The sequence below is a fragment of the Mycobacterium sp. 852014-52144_SCH5372336 genome (genome assembly GCF_001665615.1).
In the GTDB taxonomy this organism is placed as follows: domain Bacteria; phylum Actinomycetota; class Actinomycetes; order Mycobacteriales; family Mycobacteriaceae; genus Mycobacterium; species Mycobacterium neumannii_A.
Genome location: NZ_LZSW01000059.1, coordinates 39,271 through 57,556, shown reverse-complemented (window position 1 = coordinate 57,556; position 18,286 = coordinate 39,271). Strand labels below are relative to the sequence as shown.

At 67.5% G+C, this 18,286-nt stretch carries 17 protein-coding genes and 1 tRNA gene; 11 read left to right on the top strand and 7 right to left on the bottom strand.

Annotated features, from left to right (window positions below; all coding sequences use genetic code 11):
* Nucleotides 1–2: 2 nt before the first annotated feature.
* Complete coding sequence (locus A5759_RS20145; protein ID WP_068200741.1) at nucleotides 3–1,520, bottom strand: amidase; 1,518 nt, start codon at nucleotides 1,518–1,520, stop codon at nucleotides 3–5.
* Nucleotides 1,521–1,583: 63 nt separating this feature from the next.
* Here A5759_RS20145 and recO point away from each other — a divergent pair, with 63 nt between their 5' ends.
* From recO to A5759_RS20130, 3 genes are read left to right on the top strand one after another with little or no spacing between them, the layout of a single operon-like run.
* Nucleotides 1,584–2,444 (top strand): DNA repair protein RecO, encoded by an 861-nt coding sequence (recO, locus tag A5759_RS20140; protein ID WP_068200739.1) that lies wholly within the window; start codon nucleotides 1,584–1,586, stop codon nucleotides 2,442–2,444.
* Entirely contained in the window at nucleotides 2,374–3,273 is a 900-nt protein-coding gene (locus A5759_RS20135; RefSeq protein ID WP_066841701.1) for a decaprenyl diphosphate synthase, read from the top strand. The genes recO and A5759_RS20135 overlap by 71 nt, the downstream gene beginning before the upstream one ends.
* 25 nt (nucleotides 3,274–3,298) lie before the next feature.
* Nucleotides 3,299–3,724 carry a hypothetical protein gene (locus tag A5759_RS20130; protein ID WP_068200737.1) on the top strand — a complete coding sequence of 142 codons (426 nt, stop codon included), beginning with the start codon at nucleotides 3,299–3,301 and terminating at the stop codon, nucleotides 3,722–3,724.
* Here the strand turns inward: A5759_RS20130 and A5759_RS20125 are convergent.
* The gene (locus A5759_RS20125; protein WP_068201210.1) at nucleotides 3,713–4,120 is read right to left on the bottom strand and encodes a Fur family transcriptional regulator; all 408 of its coding nucleotides are present in this window, start codon (nucleotides 4,118–4,120) and stop codon (nucleotides 3,713–3,715) included. The genes A5759_RS20130 and A5759_RS20125 overlap by 12 nt on opposite strands.
* Nucleotides 4,121–4,130: 10 nt before the next feature.
* Nucleotides 4,131–4,505 (bottom strand): metalloregulator ArsR/SmtB family transcription factor, encoded by a 375-nt coding sequence (locus A5759_RS20120; protein WP_068200735.1) that lies wholly within the window; start codon nucleotides 4,503–4,505, stop codon nucleotides 4,131–4,133.
* 155 nt (nucleotides 4,506–4,660) lie between these two features.
* Here A5759_RS20120 and A5759_RS20115 point away from each other — a divergent pair, with 155 nt between their 5' ends.
* Nucleotides 4,661–6,055, top strand: a complete 1,395-nt coding sequence (locus A5759_RS20115; RefSeq protein WP_066841704.1) for a glycine--tRNA ligase — start codon at nucleotides 4,661–4,663, stop codon at nucleotides 6,053–6,055.
* Between the two features lie 255 nt (nucleotides 6,056–6,310).
* On the opposite strand, the gene A5759_RS20110 is transcribed toward A5759_RS20115, so the two are convergent.
* Nucleotides 6,311–8,317 carry a YgcG family protein gene (locus A5759_RS20110; protein ID WP_068200733.1) on the bottom strand — a complete coding sequence of 669 codons (2,007 nt, stop codon included), beginning with the start codon at nucleotides 8,315–8,317 and terminating at the stop codon, nucleotides 6,311–6,313.
* A 59-nt stretch (nucleotides 8,318–8,376) separates the two neighbouring features.
* Between A5759_RS20110 and A5759_RS20105 the strand changes: the two genes are divergently transcribed.
* The 3 genes from A5759_RS20105 to A5759_RS20095 all read left to right on the top strand — a co-directional run bounded on the left by A5759_RS20105 (nucleotide 8,377) and on the right by A5759_RS20095 (nucleotide 11,954).
* Nucleotides 8,377–9,633: a deoxyguanosinetriphosphate triphosphohydrolase gene (locus tag A5759_RS20105; protein WP_068201207.1), complete on the top strand. Its 1,257-nt coding sequence runs from the start codon at nucleotides 8,377–8,379 to the stop codon at nucleotides 9,631–9,633.
* Between the two features lie 31 nt (nucleotides 9,634–9,664).
* Nucleotides 9,665–11,596: a DNA primase gene (gene dnaG / locus A5759_RS20100; RefSeq protein ID WP_068200731.1), complete on the top strand. Its 1,932-nt coding sequence runs from the start codon at nucleotides 9,665–9,667 to the stop codon at nucleotides 11,594–11,596.
* Nucleotides 11,597–11,660: 64 nt separating this feature from the next.
* Nucleotides 11,661–11,954, top strand: a complete 294-nt coding sequence (locus A5759_RS20095) for a hypothetical protein (protein ID WP_369816243.1) — start codon at nucleotides 11,661–11,663, stop codon at nucleotides 11,952–11,954.
* Here A5759_RS20095 and A5759_RS20090 read toward each other — a convergent pair.
* Entirely contained in the window at nucleotides 11,951–12,205 is a 255-nt protein-coding gene (locus tag A5759_RS20090) for a hypothetical protein (RefSeq protein ID WP_068200730.1), read from the bottom strand. The two genes, A5759_RS20095 and A5759_RS20090, sit on opposite strands and share 4 nt — an antisense overlap.
* Nucleotides 12,206–12,352: 147 nt before the next feature.
* Between A5759_RS20090 and A5759_RS20085 the strand changes: the two genes are divergently transcribed.
* From A5759_RS20085 to A5759_RS20070, 4 genes are all read left to right on the top strand, one after another.
* Nucleotides 12,353–12,425 (top strand) — tRNA-Asn (locus A5759_RS20085).
* 73 nt (nucleotides 12,426–12,498) lie between these two features.
* Complete coding sequence (locus A5759_RS20080) at nucleotides 12,499–12,870, top strand: hypothetical protein (protein WP_064394209.1); 372 nt, start codon at nucleotides 12,499–12,501, stop codon at nucleotides 12,868–12,870.
* A gap of 160 nt (nucleotides 12,871–13,030) precedes the next feature.
* The gene (locus tag A5759_RS20075) at nucleotides 13,031–15,373 is read left to right on the top strand and encodes a DUF4185 domain-containing protein (RefSeq protein WP_068200728.1); all 2,343 of its coding nucleotides are present in this window, start codon (nucleotides 13,031–13,033) and stop codon (nucleotides 15,371–15,373) included.
* A gap of 1 nt (nucleotide 15,374) precedes the next feature.
* Entirely contained in the window at nucleotides 15,375–15,851 is a 477-nt protein-coding gene (locus A5759_RS20070; protein ID WP_068200726.1) for a hypothetical protein, read from the top strand.
* 6 nt (nucleotides 15,852–15,857) lie between these two features.
* Here A5759_RS20070 and A5759_RS20065 read toward each other — a convergent pair whose 3' ends face one another.
* Both A5759_RS20065 and A5759_RS20060 read right to left on the bottom strand, forming a co-directional pair.
* Entirely contained in the window at nucleotides 15,858–16,166 is a 309-nt protein-coding gene (locus A5759_RS20065; RefSeq protein ID WP_068200725.1) for a hypothetical protein, read from the bottom strand.
* Nucleotides 16,167–16,260: 94 nt separating this feature from the next.
* Complete coding sequence (locus tag A5759_RS20060; RefSeq protein WP_068200723.1) at nucleotides 16,261–18,234, bottom strand: acyl-CoA dehydrogenase; 1,974 nt, start codon at nucleotides 18,232–18,234, stop codon at nucleotides 16,261–16,263.
* Between the last annotated feature and the right edge of the window lie 52 nt (nucleotides 18,235–18,286).

Genomic DNA, 18,286 nt, shown 5'->3' with positions numbered 1-18,286 from the left:
CTCTACGCGACCTCGTCGGAGACGTCCTCGGGTTCGCGCCGGTCGGAGGCCGCTACCGGCTTATCGGATGCCGCGGGCTCGGGGTCGGGGGCGGGGGCGGGAAACCACCACGGCTCGGGCTGGCGCACCGTCCAGCCGTTGATCGCCTCCAACTCCGCGGCCAGCGAGATCAGCAACGGCTCGCTGTTGGCCGGGCCCATCAGCTGAACGCCGATCGGCAGGCCTTCGGAGGTGAACCCGGCCGGCACGTTGATCGACGGCCAGCCCAGCAGATTCCATGGCCAGGTCACCGGGCACGCCTTGATCATCGTGCGGTCGGTGGCCAGCCCGCCGAGCTCGTCGAACTCGTCCACCTTGGGCGGCGGCTGCGCGGTCGTGGGGGCCAGCACCACATCGGCGATGTTGAAGATGTATCCGATGCGGCGATGCGCGCGGGCCTCGCGGGCGCGGGCCTTGCGCAGCACGTGCTCCGACAGCAACCGGCCCGTGCGCAGGTTGGCCTTGGTCCGCTTGTCGAGCGTGACGCCGTGGCCGAGCCGGTCGGCCCACTCCAGCAGCCCCGACGTCGACCGGGACAGGAAGTTCCACGACATCTCGAGGCTGTAGTCCGGATCGGCGCCGAACACGCTGTGCCCGAGGTCTTCGAGCTGAGCGGCGACGACGGCCATCGCCGCCTGGATCTCCGGGTGCAGCTTGGCGCGGAACACCGTGAACGGGAACTTCGTCGACATCGCGACCCGCAGGGGACCGGGCGCCTGCGCCACGTAGTCCGAAACCTTGACCGCTGGGGGCTGATGGCGATCGCCAGCGACGTTGCCGGACGCGGCGTCGAGCACCAGCGCCGCATCGGCGACGGTGCGTGCCAGCACGCCGTTGACCGTGATCCCGTTGAACGCCTCGGGCAGCGGCCATGTCGAGATTCGGCCGCGCTGCGGTTTGATGCCGACCAGATGTGTCCATGCGGCGGGGATGCGCACGCTGCCCGCCCCGTCGGAGCCGATCGCGGCGGTCACCAGCCCGGCCGCCACCGCGGCGGCGCTGCCGCCGGACGAACCGCCGGGTGTGTGATCGCGTGACCACGGATTGCGGGTGTGGCCGAAGGCGGGTCCACTGGTGAACGGCCACTGACCGAGTTCGCAGGTGTTGGTCTTGCCGACGATGACCGCGCCCGCCGCCTTCAACCGCCGCACCACCTCGGCGTCCCGGGTGGCGGGGCGGACGTTGCCGTCGGCGCCGAACCGGGTCGGATGGCCCGCGACGTCGACGTCGTCCTTGACCGCGATCGGGATGCCCAGCAGGGGATACTTCGAAAGATCCTGGCCTGCGGCGCGTTTGCGGTCCGCGCGGGCGGCGTCGAAGAGGGCCTGCTCGGTGAACACCACGCGGAACGCGTTGAGCGTCGGTTGGCTGGCCGCGATGGCGTCGAGCGAGCGCTGAACCAGTTCCACCGACGTCATGGAGCCGCTCGCGAGCTGGAAGAGCTGTTGAGTGAGGGTGGGGAATCGCGCGTTTTTGACCATCGAGTAGAAGCTTATCGGCGGTGCGGATCGGAATCTGACGGACCGCAGTGGGAGACTGAACCGATGCGGCTGTATCGGGACCGGGCGGTGGTGCTGCGCCAGCACAAGCTCGGCGAGGCCGACCGCATCGTGACTCTTCTCACCCGCGATCACGGGTTGGTGCGGGCGGTGGCCAAGGGGGTTCGGCGCACCCGCAGCAAATTCGGTGCCAGGCTGGAGCCGTTCGCGCACATCGACGTTCAGCTGCACCCGGGCCGCAACCTCGACATCGTCACCCAGGTGCAGGCCATCGACGCGTTCGCTTCCGACATCGTCAGCGACTACGGCCGCTACACCTGCGCCTGCGCGGTGCTGGAGACCGCGGAGCGCCTGGCCGGTGAGGAACGCGCGCCGATGCCCGCGCTGCACCGGCTGACGGTGGCCGCGTTGCGGGCGGTGGCCGACGGCGGCCGGCCCCGTGAGCTCGTGTTGGACGCGTACCTGTTGCGCGCCATGGGGATCGCGGGCTGGGCGCCGGCGTTGACCGAATGCGCCCGCTGCGCTGCCCCGGGCCCCCACCGGGCGTTCCACGTGGCGGCCGGGGGCAGCGTGTGCGTGCACTGCCGACCCTCCGGATCGGCGACGCCGCCTCAGGCCGTGCTGGACCTGATGGCCGCGCTGCACGACGGGGACTGGGAGTACGCCGAGACGTCGACGGCGTCGCACCGCAGCCAGGCCAGCGGGCTGGTGGCCGCGCATTTGCAGTGGCATCTGGAGCGCCAATTGCGGACGTTGCCGCTGGTGGAACGGGTGTACCGGGTGGATAGGAGTGTCGGCGACCAGCACGCGACGGTGGTCGGGCAGGATGTGCCACATGGCGAGCGAACGGGATGGGCGGAGGAAAAAGGCTCCGCCGACCTACCCACAGCTGCCTCCGGCGCCTGACGACTATCCCACGTTCCCGGACAAGTCGACGTGGCCCGTCGTCTTTCCTGACATTCCTGCAGGAACCAACGGCCGGTTCGCGCGCCCGCCCCAGCACACGTCGAAGGAGGCCGCGCCGCGCATCCCTGCCGATCAGGTGCCCAAGCACGTCGCCGTCGTCATGGATGGCAACGGGCGCTGGGCCACCCAGCGTGGCCTGCACCGCACCGAGGGGCACAAGATGGGTGAGGCAGTCCTCATCGACATCACCTGCGGGGCAATCGAAATCGGCATCAAACACCTGACGGTGTATGCGTTCTCCACCGAGAATTGGAAACGCAGCACCGAAGAGGTGCGCTTCCTGATGGGCTTCAACCGGGAAGTGGTGCGTCGCCGCCGGGAGAACCTCAACGACATGGGCGTGCGGATGCGCTGGGTCGGCTCGCGGCCCCGCATGTGGCGCAGCGTGATCAAGGAGTTCGACATCGCCGAGCAGATGACCGTCGGCAACGACGTCATCACGATCAACTACTGCGTCAACTACGGCGGACGGACCGAGATCGTCGAGGCGACGCGCGAGCTCGCGCGGTTGGCCGCCGACGGCAGGATCAAGCCGGACCGCATCAGCGAGGCGACGTTCGCCAAGCACCTGCACCGCTCCGACATCCCCGACGTGGACCTGTTCATCCGGACCTCGGGGGAGCAGCGCGCCAGCAACTTCCTGCTCTGGCAGGCTGCCTACGCCGAGTTCGTGTTCCAGGACAAGTTGTGGCCGGACTACGACCGCCGCGACCTGTGGGCGGCCTGCGAGGAGTACGTCAACCGCAACCGTCGCTTCGGCAGAGCCTGATGATGTACCTGAGCGGGAGAGCGTGATGGCAATGCAGGAGCGGCTCGGCGAGATCCTCGAGGGCGTGGTGCCCGTGACGCGAGAGGACGACGGGGCGGTCACCGTCCACCACGACGAGACCTTCGCCTCGCTGCGCACGGTGGCGGTCGCCGAAGGTCTGGAATTGGTGTCGCTGACCCAGATCCTGGCCTGGGATCTGCCGCTGGATGCCAAGCTGCGCGCCGCGGTCGCCGAACACGCCCACAACACGCTGCTGGGCACGGTGTCGCTGGCCTCCAAGAGCGCGCCGAAAGAGATTGCCGCGGGCGCCAAGCGCAACTCCAGGAAGGCCGCGGATGTGCTGCTGCGCTACAACTTTCCGGCCGCCGGGTTGACCGATGACGCGCTGCGCACGCTGATTCTCATGGTGCTCGCGACCGGCGCCGAGGTGCGCCGGGCGCTAGTCGGCTGAACCGTTCGTCGTCGTGCACTGCCCGCACACGCCGAAGATTTCGATCGTGTGGCTGATGTCGGAGAAGCCGTGCTGTCGGGCGATGTCGGCGGTCCAGGTCTCGACGTCGCCGCCCTGGATCTCCACGGTCGAACCGCACGCGCGACAGACCAGGTGGTGATGGTGGTCCTCCGAACAGCGGCGGTACACCGACTCGCCGGTGTCGGTGCGCAGCGTGTCGACGACGCCTGCGGCCGCCATCTGTTGCAGGGTGCGGTACACGGTGGTCAGCCCGATGCCTTCGCCGCGGCGGCGCAGCTCGTCGTGCAGTTCCTGTGCCGAACGGAATTCGTCGACGTTCTCCAGCAGGTCCGCGATGGCTGCGCGTTGCCTCGTGGCGCGCACTCCCGTGCTCATCGGCATGTGATCACTCGTGCGCCTCGCCCGCGTGAGTGACCGCCGCGACGACGATGTCGGCGAGGTGATGATCGACGAGGCGGTACATCACCTCGCGCCCGGACCGTTCACCGGCGACGACGCCCGCGGCCTTCAGGATGCGGAGGTGCTGGCTGACCAACGGCTGGGGCACCGCCAGCGCATCGACGAGCTCGTGCACGCAGCGCGCCGACTCCCGCAATTGCAGCACGATCGCGATCCGCACCGGGGCGGCCAACGCGCGCAGCAGGTCGCCGGAGGTGTCGAGCACGTCACGCGGCGGCAGGTCGGGACACGGTGCGCCGCCGTGGTCGTGGGCGTCCCCGGTGGGGACGCTTCCGTCCGCCAAAGTGGAAACGATTTTCATTACGGCCAACAATACATGCGCTTCTATGCATGCCAACGCCGGGATACGGCTGCCCAATGGCCGCGAGCGACCGTGTCTGTCCGCGATATCGCGGCGTGTCGCCGTACAAATGCGGTCGCTCGGCGGTGGTGAGCGGGTCGCTAGGCTATGCAGTCGTGGCTCACTCTTCCTCGATCATCGACACCGTTGCGAACCTGGCCAAACGGCGCGGGCTGGTTTACCAGGCGGGGGAGATCTACGGCGGCACCAAGTCGGCGTGGGACTACGGCCCGCTCGGCGTGGAACTCAAGGAGAACATCAAGCGCCAGTGGTGGCGGTCGGTGGTCACCAGCCGCGACGACGTGGTGGGCCTGGACTCGTCGATCATCCTGCCCCGCGAGGTGTGGGTGGCGTCCGGGCACGTCGACGTGTTCAACGATCCGCTGGTCGAGTGCCTCAACTGTCACAAGCGGCATCGGCAGGACCACCTGCAGGAGGCATACGCCGAGAAGAAGGGGATCAGCGACCCCGAATCCGTGGCGATGACCGAGATCGCGTGCCCGGACTGCGGGACCAAAGGCCAATGGACCGAACCGCGCGATTTCAACATGATGCTCAAGACCTACCTCGGTCCGATCGAGAGCGAAGAGGGCCTGCACTATCTGCGGCCGGAGACCGCGCAGGGCATCTTTGTCAACTTCGCCAATGTGGTGACCACGCAGCGCAAGAAGCCCCCGTTCGGCATCGCCCAGACCGGCAAGAGTTTCCGCAACGAGATCACGCCGGGCAACTTCATCTTCCGGACCCGCGAGTTCGAGCAGATGGAGATGGAGTTCTTCGTCGAGCCGTCGACCGCACGCGAGTGGCACCAGTACTGGATCGACGAGCGGTTGCAGTGGTACGTCGAACTGGGCATCGACCGCGACAATCTCCGGCTCTACGAGCATCCGAAGGAGAAGCTGTCGCACTACTCCGACCGCACCGTCGACATCGAGTACAAGTTCGGATTCCAGGGCAACCCGTGGGGCGAGCTGGAGGGCGTCGCGAACCGTACGGACTTCGACTTGTCCACGCACACAAAGCATTCCGGTGCCGACCTGTCCTATTACGACCAGGCCAACGACACCCGCTACGTCCCCTATGTGATCGAGCCGGCGGCCGGCCTGACGCGGTCGTTCATGGCGTTTCTCGTCGACGCATACGCCGAGGACGAGGCGCCCAACGCCAAGGGCGGCGTCGACAAGCGCACGGTGTTGCGGCTGGATCCGCGGCTCGCGCCGGTCAAGGCCGCGGTGCTGCCGCTGTCGCGCAACGAGGCCCTTTCGCCGAAGGCGCGCGACCTCGCCGCCGAACTGCGTAAGTGCTGGAACGTCGAGTTCGACGACGCGGGCGCGATCGGGCGGCGCTACCGCCGCCAGGACGAGATCGGCACCCCGTTCTGCGTGACGGTCGACTTCGACACACTCGAGGACCAGGCCGTCACCGTCCGCGAGCGCGACGCGATGACACAGGACCGGGTGTCGCTCGACAACGTCAGCGACTACCTCGCCGCCCGTCTCAAAGGCTGCTGACTAGCGGCGCGCGCGTGCGTGGTCCCTCCCTTGCCGCGAGCGTGCGTGTTTGCCCACGCCACGCCGCGAAAATTGAGCACTGCGCGCACTCTCACTCGTCGCGAGCGTGCGTGTCTGTCGACAACACACCGTTGTAAGGCAACAGTTTTCGCACCGTCGCGCTGCGTCGAGCGTGCGCGAGCTGCGCAAAAACAGCGGCGTGTCCTGAGCAGACACGCGCGCTCGCGGTGCAAAGGAACGTTGCGAAGGAACGGGCTAGAAGCGGCCGCCGCCGCCGAACATTCCGCCACCGCCACCGGAGCCGCCGAACGAACCGGGGCTGAACCCGCCGCCGCCGAAGCCACCGAAGCCGCCGCGCATTCCTCCGCTGAGGATGTTTCCGATGAGGATGCCGCCGATGATCGCGCCCATGTTGCCCCCACCGCCGCGGCCGCCGCCGCCGAACGGACCCATGTACGAACTGTGCGCGTTCTGAACGTCGGCGTTGGCCAGGTTCTGCGCCTGTGACGCGAGCATCGCCGCACCGTTGGCGTGCTTGATGGCCTCGGCCGGATCGGTGGCCCGCCGCTCTTCGGCGGCGCCGATCTGACGGACGGCCTCGGCCAAGCGGGTCCGGGCCTCGGGACCGACGATGCCGCGACGGGTGTCGATGAAGTCCGACACCGACCGGACCCGCGACCGCGCCGTGAACAGCGCCTCGTCCAAGGCTCGGTTGAGGCGGTCAGCGGCCTCCCGCTCCTGCTCGACGGCGGCCAGCAGCCGATCGAGATCCGCGTCGGCCTTCGTCAGTTCGGTGAAAGTGCCCAGCGGGTCAGCGGCTTTGGAGCGCTGCGCGGCGGCGACGGCAGCCGCTGCCGCGTCACGCGCCTCGGCCAACTGCGCGGCCTGCGGCACGTTGCCCTGCTGCAGCAACGCGCCGGCCTGCTTGATGCCGTTCTGGATGTCCTCGATCGCCGCGGGCAACGTGGCAGCGGCGCGACGGATGTCACTGGCGGCGCTGTCCACCGCGTCGAGCAGACCGCGCGCCTGCACCAACGCCGACTCCGCCGCTCGCACACATTCGACGAGCTCACTCTGCTGGCCCGGCACCGGGCGGGCGGCAAGGTCGCGCCCACGGCTGATGCTCGTATCGGCGAAGTCGAGCAATTCTTTGGCCGCGTCGACGTTGCCGGCCACCGAACTCAGCGCGGTCGAATCGAACTCGCTGTGCAGTTCGGCCACTTTCCGGCGGGACGGCTCGAGCCGGGCGGTGATGTCGACCACCCGCTGCGTCATCGAGTCCAGTTTCGACGGGGCGTTGATCACCAGGTTCCGCAGCTCGGTGAACGCGTCGCGCTGCGCGTCGAGCTCACGGTCGGCCTTGGCCGCCGCGACCACCACCCGGGTCAAGAGGTCGCGCCGCTGCGCCGGGGTTTCGGGGATGGCGTCGTCGAGGATCTGCCGGACGTTAAATGCCTGGGCGAGTGTCGTTCTCGCGTTGTTGACCGCCCGCGTGAACGGCTCGGTCCGTGAGGTGCCGAACTCCTCGACCGCCAACTCCAGTTCGTGGTCGCTGGTCCGCACCGCATTGTCGACCTCGACCACCATCGCTCGCGACAAGTCGTCGAGCGCGTCCAGCGACACCGCCGCCAGCGCCTGCGGGTCGCTCGGGTCGACTCTGCGCGCAGCGGCGAATTCGGCGTCCCGGCGCTTGCGCTGCCGTCGTCGGCGCCAGATCATCAGCACCACCACCGCGAGCGCGATCACTCCGAGGGCGATGAGCAACCCGACCCAGCTCAGCGTCGAACCCGAGCTGCCTGACCGGGCGAGCCCTTCGGCCGCCGCGACCGCCGCTCCTGCCCAGTCGCTGTTGCGCAGTGCAGGCTCGATGCCGTTGCGCCGAACGCTTTCCACCCGGCTCGAGCTCAACTCCGTTGCGCTGTCGGACACCAGGAACGCGTACGAACGGTCAACCGTGGCCACCGCCAACAGCGCGTCGTAGGTGCCCAGGTCGCTCGTACGCATGGTGTTGCGCGCCCACGTCTCGGCCGGCTGACCGGAGAAGGTATCGACGTAGACGACCCACAACCGGGTCCTGCTGCTGTTGTAGAGCGAGTCGACCGCCGAGGTCACCTCCGCCCGAGCGGCGCCGTCGAGGACGCCCGCGTTGTCGGTGACGTAGCCCGGCAGCCGAAACGGCGGCTCGGCAGCCGCCGTCGGCGCGATGAGTGCACTGCCGGCGAGCATGGCGAGCACGAGGGTCAGCAGGCGGACGAGGCGCATGCCCGCCAATCTAGTGCGCGGCACGGTCAAGCCGGTTGGTGCTGGCAGACTATCCGTCGGTGACAGGCAACGGAGATCCGTACGACGAGTTCGACCGCCAGCGATGGGTGGACGAGCCGCCGAAGAGCGCTGCGCTGCCCGGCACCGACACCGAGCATCGCACCGATTTCGCGCGCGACCGGGCGCGGGTGCTGCACTGTGCAGCGCTTCGCCGACTGGCCGACAAGACACAGGTCGTCGGCCCCCGCCAGGGCGAAACGCCGCGCACCCGGCTGACCCATTCGTTGGAGGTCGCCCAGATCGGCCGCGGCATGGCGATCGGCCTGGGCTGCGACCCCGACCTCGTCGACCTCGCAGGCCTGGCCCACGACATAGGTCACCCGCCCTACGGCCACAACGGCGAGCGCGCCCTGAACGAGATCGCCGCCGACTGCGGCGGCTTCGAGGGCAACGCCCAGAACTTCCGGATCCTGACCCGCCTCGAGCCGAAAACCCTTGACGCAGAGGGTGGTAGCGCGGGGCTGAACCTCACTCGGGCCGCCCTGGACGCCGTCACCAAGTATCCGTGGCGGCGCGGGTCGCTGCAGGCCAAGTTCGGTTTCTATTCCGACGACGTGCCGGTGGCCGACTGGGTGCGCAGGAACGCGCCCGCCGAGAAGCCCTGCCTGGAGGCGCAGGTCATGGACTGGGCCGACGACGTCGCCTACTCGGTTCACGACGTCGAGGACGGGGTGGTTTCCGGCCGCATCGACATGCGGGTGCTGGCCGACAAGGACGCGGCGGCCGTACTGGGTCGGTTGGGCGAGTCGAGCGGGATGGGCGCCGGGCTGCGGTCCGGCGACCTGGTGGCCGCCGCGGCGCGGCTGTCGAGCCTGCCGGTCGTGGCCGCTGTGGGTAAGTACGACGGCACGCTGACCGCATCCGTCGCGCTCAAGAAGTTGACCAGCGAACTCGTCGGCCGGTTCGCCTCGGCGGCCATCGCCGCGACCCGCGAGGAATCCGGCCGGGGACCTCTGGTCCGCTACCAGGCCGACCTGCGGGTCCCCGATCTGGTGCGGGCGGAGGTTGCGGTGCTCAAGATCCTCGCGCTGCAGTTCATCATGTCGGATCCCCGGCATCTGGAACTGCAGGCCCGTCAGCGCGAACGCGTGCACCGGGTGGTGGCGTGGGTCGCTGCCGGCGCACCTGCGACGCTCGACCCGATCTTCGTGCCGGCGTACAACGCCGCCGGCGACGACGGCGCCCGCCTGCGGGTGGTCATCGACCAGGTCGCGTCCTTCACCGAGGGCCGCCTCGAGCGGTTGGAACCCACCTAGGCGTCCCCCAGGGGCGCTCTAGACTGGCCCGGTGGCCGGCCGCATTCCTGATCGCGACATCGCAGCCATCCGCGACCAGGTTCGCATCGAGGACGTCGTCGGCGACTACGTGCAGTTGCGGCGCGCGGGCGCGGACTCCCTGAAAGGGCTGTGCCCATTCCACGACGAGAAGTCGCCGTCGTTCCACGTGCGGCCCAACCACGGCCACTTCCACTGTTTCGGCTGCGGTGAGGGTGGCGACGTCTACGCCTTCGTCCAGAAGATCGAGCACGTCAACTTCGTCGAGTCGGTCGAACTGCTCGCCGACCGCGTCGGCTACACGATCACCTACACCGGCGCTTCGACCACCAACGTGCAGCGCGACCGCGGCAGCCGCAGCAGGCTGTTAGCGGCCAACGTGGCAGCCCAGGAGTTCTACGCGACGATGCTGGAGTCCGACGAGGCCGCACCGGCGCGACAGTATTTGATCGAGCGCAACTTCGACGGCCAGGCGGCCAAGCGGTTCGGCTGCGGCTTCGCGCCGTCGGGCTGGGATACGTTGACAAAGCATCTGCTTCGCAAGGGTTTCGAGTTCAAGGAGCTCGAGGCGGCCGGCCTGTCCCGGGAAGGCAAACGCGGTCCGATGGATCGCTTCCACCGCCGGTTGCTGTGGCCTATCCGGGCCAGTGGCGGCGAGGTGATCGGCTTCGGCGCCCGCCGCATCTTCGACGACGACCCGATGGAAGCCAAGTACGTCAACACCCCTGAAACCGTTCTGTACAAGAAATCGTCGGTGTTGTTCGGGCTGGACCTGGCCAAGCGCGATATCGCCAAGGGGCATCAGGCTGTCGTGGTCGAGGGCTACACCGACGTGATGGCGATGCACCTGGCTGGGGTGACGACCGCGGTCGCGTCGTGCGGAACCGCGTTCGGCGACGAGCACTTGTCGATGCTGCGCCGACTCATGATGGACGACAACTTCTTTCGCGGTGAGTTGATCTACGTCTTCGATGGCGACGCGGCGGGTCGGGCGGCGGCGATCAAGGCATTCGAGGGGGAGCAGAACCTGGCCGGGCAGTCGTTCGTGGCGGTGGCTTCGGAAGACAAGTTGGCTGGGATGGATCCGTGCGACATCCGCCTTCATTTCGGCGACGGTGCGCTACGCGACCTGGTAGCCCGTCGAACACCGTTGTTCGAGTTCGCAATTCGCACCGCGCTGGCCGAACACGACCTCGACAGCGCCGAGGGGCGGGTCTCCGCGCTGCGCAGGTGCGTGCCGATGGTGGCCCGCATCAAGGAGCCGATGCTGCGCGACGAGTACGCGCGGCGGCTGACCGGCTGGGTGGGCTGGGCCGACGAGGCGCAGGTACTGGCCCGGGTGCGCGAGGAAGCGCAGAAGCGGGGGATGCCCGAACGCGGCGGTCGCAGGCGCGCCGCGAGCGAGCAGGCGCAGCCACGCAGGTCGCGTACCCCTGACCCGGGTTCGCGGCCCGACCCGGCGGATCCGACGCTGTGGCCGCAGCGCGAGGCGCTCAAGGCCGCGCTGCAGTATCCGGCGCTGGCGGGGCCGGTGTTCGATTCGCTGACGGTCGAAAGCTTCACGCACCCGGGTTACGCCGCGGTGCGCTCGGCCCTCGACGCGGCCGGCGGCACGTCGACCGGCCAGTCCGGCGCGGAGTGGATCGAGACGATTCGAACGCACACCGAGACGCCGGCCGCGGCGAGCCTGGTCAACGAACTCGGGGTGGAAGCCATCAACGTCGACGACGAGGAGCGGTTGCCGCGCTACATCGGTGGAGTGTTGGCCCGGTTGCAGGAAGTCTGGGTGGGCCGCCAGATCGCCGAAGTCAAGTCCAAGCTGCAGCGCATGTCACCGGTCGAGCAGGGCGACGAGTACCACGCATTGTTCGGGGACCTGGTCGCGATGGAGGCGTATCGGCGCAGCCTGCTCGAGCAGGCCAGCGGAGACGACATCTCTGCGTAGCCCCCGGTAACGCGATATGGTGGGCGCGCTATACAACCGTGGGAACGGTCAGGAAGGCGTGCACGTGACATCGACCAACAACCGGACGCGACGGTTCGTCGCCGCAGGCGCGTTAGCGGTGGCCGCGGTCGCTGCGCCGCTCGCAGCCTCCGCGCTGTCTGAATCCAACGCGGACCCGCAGCCGCTCAGCCAGTGCCTGGCGTGGTTCGGGAACAAGGAGGATGGTCGCTGCCTGGGCGTCTCCAACGGCAACGGCATCAACGTCGGCACTCCCGACTTCGGGCTCAACCAGAGTCAGACCGGCGTCAACACGGGTCCCCTGGTCCCGGGCCAGACAATCACCGACCCGTACCGCTAACGGACCCGTCTCACCTGCGCTGTCTCGGGGCCGATGATCTCGGTTCCGTTGTCGATCTCGGTCAACTTGATCATCGGTGGATCCGGTGACACCCGGTCGGCGATCTTGCGTCGCCCGGCGTCGAGCACGGCTTTCGCCGCGGGGCTCTCGGTGACCGCCTTGTAGGTGCCGGCGATCTGCTCATATCGGCGGCGGCCGGCCTTCGAGCCGAGTACATAGCCGACACCCAATACGACGAAATACCCGATCACAGGGTCCCTTCCAGACGACGGTGCGTTGCGTTCCATCCTGCCTCACGTACCTGAGAGCGCGAGCGGTGGCGGCGTATTGGCGGCGCCGCCGACACGTAAGCTAGAGTCAACCCCCGTCCCGCACACAGCGCGATGGCGGGAGAGCAGTCCCCTGTAGCTCAATTGGCAGAGCATTCGGCTGTTAACCGAAGGGTTGCTGGTTCGAGTCCAGCCGGGGGAGCAACACCACCACTTTCGGCTTCGCAACCGTGTCGGGCCAACCCATCTCACCTCGCGCAGCGCATGATGGGCGGATGGCTGACGCAGGCATCTGGATCGCGTGGGGGATTCCCACCCGCGGACGCGAAGTGCAAGCACTCGAACTTTTCCGGGAGTCCCTCGAGGGTTACGGCGCCCAGCTTCTGCGCGACGGAGCGATCGAGCGCTACGACGTCGCCGTGTTGCGCCCACAGAGCATGCAGCTCGGCGGGTTCGTGTTGATCCAAGGCTCGCCAGAGCAGATAGACACGCTGCGTCGAGACGAGGACTTTCAGCGGTTCGTGACTCAGGTCCAGCTGGTGGCCGACAGCGTCGGAATGGTCGACGCGTGGGTCAACGACGGCCTCGGTGAGGCGTTCGACCTGTATGAGAAGGCGCTACGCAAGGGCGGTCTTCTGGCCCCATAGGCGATAGCTCCTCCATGAGCCCGTAACGCAAAACCCCTACACGGCGATGACTGCACTGACAGTTGTTGCGAATGGGACATCTGCCGATTTTGCTGTACACCCCGCGTAACTGCTATTACATTGCTTCGACGGGGCGGGGGATTTTCTTCGGAGGGCAAACATGGGCGCAGCAAGGTACGTCGGTCGCGTCGGGGGGCTGGCGGTCGCGATGGGAGTGGGCACCGCGATCGCCGTGGGACACGGCTACGCAGTGGCCGACACCACCGACTCGCCATCGGACAACTCCTCGAAATCGGAGTCTGCGAGCAGCACAACCGGCGCCGGCAGCACGGGAACCGCGACCGGGTCCGCGACGTCAGGCAACGGTGCGACCGCCTCCACGACGGGGTCGACGTCCACGACGGGTTCGACTTCGACGTCCACCTCGACCTCGGCGGGAACCGACAAGGACGACAAGGACGACGACGATGACGACGACGTGTCCGACTCGACGACGCGGACCCGCACGGTCACCGGCGGGGTGACGGTCAGCGCCCAGACCAATACGGGGTCGTCGCGCAAGACCGCCGACGACGCCGACGAAGAGCAAACCAAGGACGAAGAAGGCTCGACTGCGACCGCAGAAGCACCGAAGGCCACGTCGACGCCGACCGCCGAGCCCACGGCAACACCGAGCCCCGAGCCGACGGCCACCCCGACGGCCGAACCCACCCCGACCGCCGAGCCCACAGCGACGCCGACCGCCGAGCCGTCCGCGACACCCTCCGCCGAGCCGAAGCCGACCGCCGAGCCGGGTAAGGACTCCGACACCCGCGAGGCTGACCCGTCATCCCAACCGAAGCCCGACGGAACCTCGAACACTTCCACCCAACAAGCCCGCACCACGACCGACACGGATGCCACGCAGTCGCTTTCCGATCCCGCCGCGGCGGTGCAGGAAATGGGGAACTACGTCGTGTTCGCCGATGCCCGATCACTGGCGACGACGACGATGAACAACGCCTCGCCGTTGATGCTCGCCTACCAGCCGACGACCGTGACGCCGGCGGCTCCTGCGAACCTGTTCACCGCCGTGACGAATCTGGTCACCAACACGATCAACTGGATCCTCAACCCGCTGGCAGGCACGGTGCCGTCGTCACCTGCGCAGCCGCCGCTGATCTGGGGCCTGCTCGCGTTCGCGCGTCGTGAGTTCGAGAACTTCTTCGCGGCGCTGTCGGGACGGCCCTCCACCACGCCGACGGTGATGACCCCGACGTTGATGGTCGAAGACGCCCCGATGGCCAGGATGGCGCTGACGGCCGCCGAACCCTTCACTCCGCTGTACTCACCGTTCCCCAACCCGCAGGTGAGCCCGTCGACGCAGTTCGTCTCCTGGGTCACGGGCCCTTGGTCGTACCCCGGCAATCCGCTGATGGCCAACACCGTCGACCGCTTCTCAGTCGGTGGCACGGACCTCGGCATCATGTGGGACAACGGAATTGTGGACAATCCCGACACTCCCGAAATCGAGCGCAGTCAGATCCTGATCGCGTTCGGTGACACGTTCCTCGACGGCAACATGTCGGATGACTGGCGGTCCAATACCATCATGCGGAGTGAAGATTGGTACCTGGCCAACGGGATGGAGATCCCCGACGGCGAGTGGTACAACGGCAACATGTTCGGCGGCGCGCCGTTGGGCCCCGACGGTTTCCCCACCCGAGCCAGGCAGGTCATCTTCCCCGAAGGTCTGCCCGCCGGGATCACCCTGATCCCCACCGCGGGAATCTCGGTGCCCGTAGAAGATTCCAAGTACGGCGCGATTCAATACGTGAGTTTCATGTCGGTGACGCAGTGGGGCGCACCCGGAACCTGGACAACGAACTACTCGGCGATCGCCTGGTCCGATGACAACGGCGAAACCTTCCATGTCGCACCGGAAACCGTTCGCTACAACCAGCCGTGGACCGGCAACCAGAACTTCCAGCAGATGGCGTTCGTCCGGCCCGGCGACGGATATGTCTACGCGTACGGCACCCCCAACGGCCGTCAGGGCGCGGCTTACCTGGCACGGGTGCCCGAGCAAGACATTCTGGACCTGAGCAAGTACGAGTACTGGAACGGTAGCAGTGCCTGGGGCGGAGCCCCGGCCGGCTGGGTCAAGGGCAACCCCGCCGCGGCCACGGTCGTCTTCGGTGTCGAGCAAGGTGCCTGCGGTGCCGCCGCCGAAGGAAATCAGGTCAGCGAGATGTCTGTGCAGTACAACAAACAGCTGAACAAGTACGTCGCCATGCACGGTGACCAGTTCAACAACATCGTGATGCGGACGTCGGATACCCCGCAGGGCACCTGGTCGAAACCGAAGGTGCTGATGAAGCAGCAGCCCGGCGGCATCTACGCCCCGATGATGCATCCCTGGTCGCCGTCGACCCAGGGCACGGGCACCGACCTGTACTGGAACCTGTCGGAGTGGAACTCCTACAACGTGATGATGATGAAGACCGACCTGAGCAAGGTGTGACGTGTTGAGAGCGGGACTCGTTGGCTTGCTGGCCGCACTGATCAGTGCGCCGGTCGCATGCGCAGACCCCGGTCAACCGCCAGGGCCGCCGCCGCAGACCGGTCAGTGCACCGCCGATCTCGAGGGCGCCATGACGCAGTTGCCGGGCACAGACTCCCGGTCGGTGTGCCGGGGCGGCGCGTGGCAGGACGTGACCGGTCCGCAGCCGCCCGCCGACCGCTGGGTGGGCCAGGCGTCTCCGCTGAAACTACACGGACAGGGTATGCGCAATCCGGACATGTTCGCAGGCAGATGGGTTGGCACACCGCGGGATTCGAGCAAGACCTGCCGCGCAGAGCAGCAGGTCGTCGTCAGCCCCGGTGAGCTCAGCACGCCGACCGCCGTCGAAGGCAACCCGGGTCAACCGCTGCAGTTCGACGTGTCCCCGCGGATGTTCTTGATCGAACTGAGCGGCGACTGCCTGTGGACGCGGAGCTGAGTTCGGTCAGTGCCCGCAGTAGATGGGCGTCCCGGAGAACAGGTCCCTACCGCAGACCGCACCGGGCGCCGGCGGGGGCGCCGGATAGAGGCGGCCGCTCTCGTCGATGAGGTCGTTGCCCTGATATCGATACTGGTGGCAGACATTCCAATCCCAGTCAAGCGGGCGGTTCGACGCCGCCGACGGGGGAGTCTGACCGGGACACCAGCTGAACCAGTAGTAGTCGGCCCCGGCGGCACTTGCCAAACCCAGCCCGGCGAGCGCCATGCCGCTGGAAACCGCTGCCGCTGCGGCGTATCGCGAAAAGGCCTTCATGATCGCATCCTTTGCCTCACGGCACCGCCGCGTCGGCGGTGCCTACGCGATCGAGTACACGGCCGTCCCGCTGCTACCGATCCCAAGAACCCCGCTACTTCGGCTCGATCGTGCCCGAGCTGATCGCATTCTGCTCGGTGTGCTCGTCGGCGTCGGGAATGCGCTCGGGATGCAGCATCTCCGCATAACGCAACTGTTCGGGTATGCCGAAGCCGTCGACGAGGAGTTCGGCGTAGGGGCGTAGCGTCCGGCAGCGTTCGTTGATGCCACGGGTGACGGCCTTCGCGCGTTCGGTCGAGATGAACCTGTGCTCGATGAACCACGCCCGGTCCTTTTCGATCACCGACAGCGCGTACAGATCGCACACCATGTTCAGGATCTTGCGGGCCTCCTCGTCCTCGCAGGCATCGATGCCGGCGACGAACGCTTCGAGGATCACCCGGTCGATGTGGGCCTGGGCGCAGTGCAGCACATGGTCCTGCACTGCGTTGAACGCGTCGAACTCGCTCATCTCCTTCGACTTGCCCTGCAACCGGCGCGCCACCGTGGAGAGCATGTATTCCTCGCGGTCCTCGAACATCTGGACCTGGGTGCCGCGGTTGAACAGGCTGCCCTCCTCCTCGTTGTCCTGCCGAGTGTCGAGGATGGTCTGCATGATCGTCTCGGCCGCAGTGCGTTTGAGCACCCGTTCACCGGCGAAGTTCGCGGCGAAGCGCACCCATTCGACCGGGCTCATGCTCTTGACGTCGTCGGCGTAGGCGGTGAGCAGTTGCTTGGCCACCAATTGCGTCAGGACGTGGTTGTCGCCTTCGAAGGTGGTGAACACGTCGGTGTCGGCCTTCAGCGCGATCAACCGGTTCTCGGCCATGTAACCCGCGCCGCCGCAGGCCTCGCGCGCCTCCTGGATCGCGCGGGTGGCGTGCCAGGTGTTGGCGGCCTTGAGCCCGGCTGCGCGGCCCTCGAGCTCACGCTGTTCTTCCGGGTCGGGATCTTCGGCGCTCTGCATGTCATGGCACTTGGCGACGAGTTCGTTCTGCGCGAACTGCAGCGCATACGATTCGGCGATCAGCGGCAGCAGCCGCCGCTGGTGCACCAGGTAGTCCATGATGACTACTTCGTGGTCCTCGCCCGGTGCCTCGAACTGCCTGCGCAGCAACCCATATCGCGTCGCGATGTCGAGGGCGACGCGGGCTGCGGCCGCGGCGCTGCCGCCCACCGTGACCCGGCCCCGAACCAGGGTGCCGAGCATCGTGAAGAACCGGCGGCCGGGGCTCTCGATCGGTGAGGTGTAGGTACCGTCCGCTGCCACGTCGCCGTATTTGTTGAGCAGGTTCTCCCGCGGGACGCGGACCTTGTCGAACTGGATCCGGCCGTTGTCGACGCCGGGCAGTCCGCCCTTGTAGTGACAGTCCGACGTCGTCACCCCGGGCAGGTCGTTGCCATCCTCGTCGCGGATCGGCACCAGCACGCAGTGCACACCGTGCCCTTCGCCGTCGGGGGTGATCAGCTGGGCGAAAACAGCGGCGATGCGGGCGGTTTCGGCGGCCCCGCCGATGTAGTCCTTGCGCGCGGTCGGTGTCGGGGAGTCGATGACGAACTCCTCGGTGGCCGGATCGTAGGTGGCGGTGGTCTCCAGCGCCTGCACATTGCTGCCGTGACCGGTCTCGGTCATTGCATAGCAGCCGAGAAGCTCGCAGTCGATGATCGGCTTGACGTACTTCTCATGATGTCGCTCGGTGCCGAGGTTCTCGATGGCCCCGCCGAACAGCCCCCACTGCACACCGGCCTTCACCATCAGCGACAGATCGCTCATCGCCAGCATCTCGATCTGGGTGACGGCCGCGCCGACGTCGCCGTTACCGCCGTGCTCCTTTTTGAAGCCGTCCTCGGCGGCACCCATGGCCGCCATGATCTTGAGCTGTTCCGCCACTTTCGTACGGGCGATGACGGTGTTGGGGGTGTAGTGCGGTCGGAAGACCTCGCTGGAGAGCTCCTCGCGCATCCGGTTCTTCACGTCGCGCCAACGTCCGTCGAGCGCATTGCGCAGATGTTCGGCAGTGGTGGTCATGACTCGACCGTAGCCGTCCGCGGGTTCGCGCAAACTGTGATGTGGTAAACCC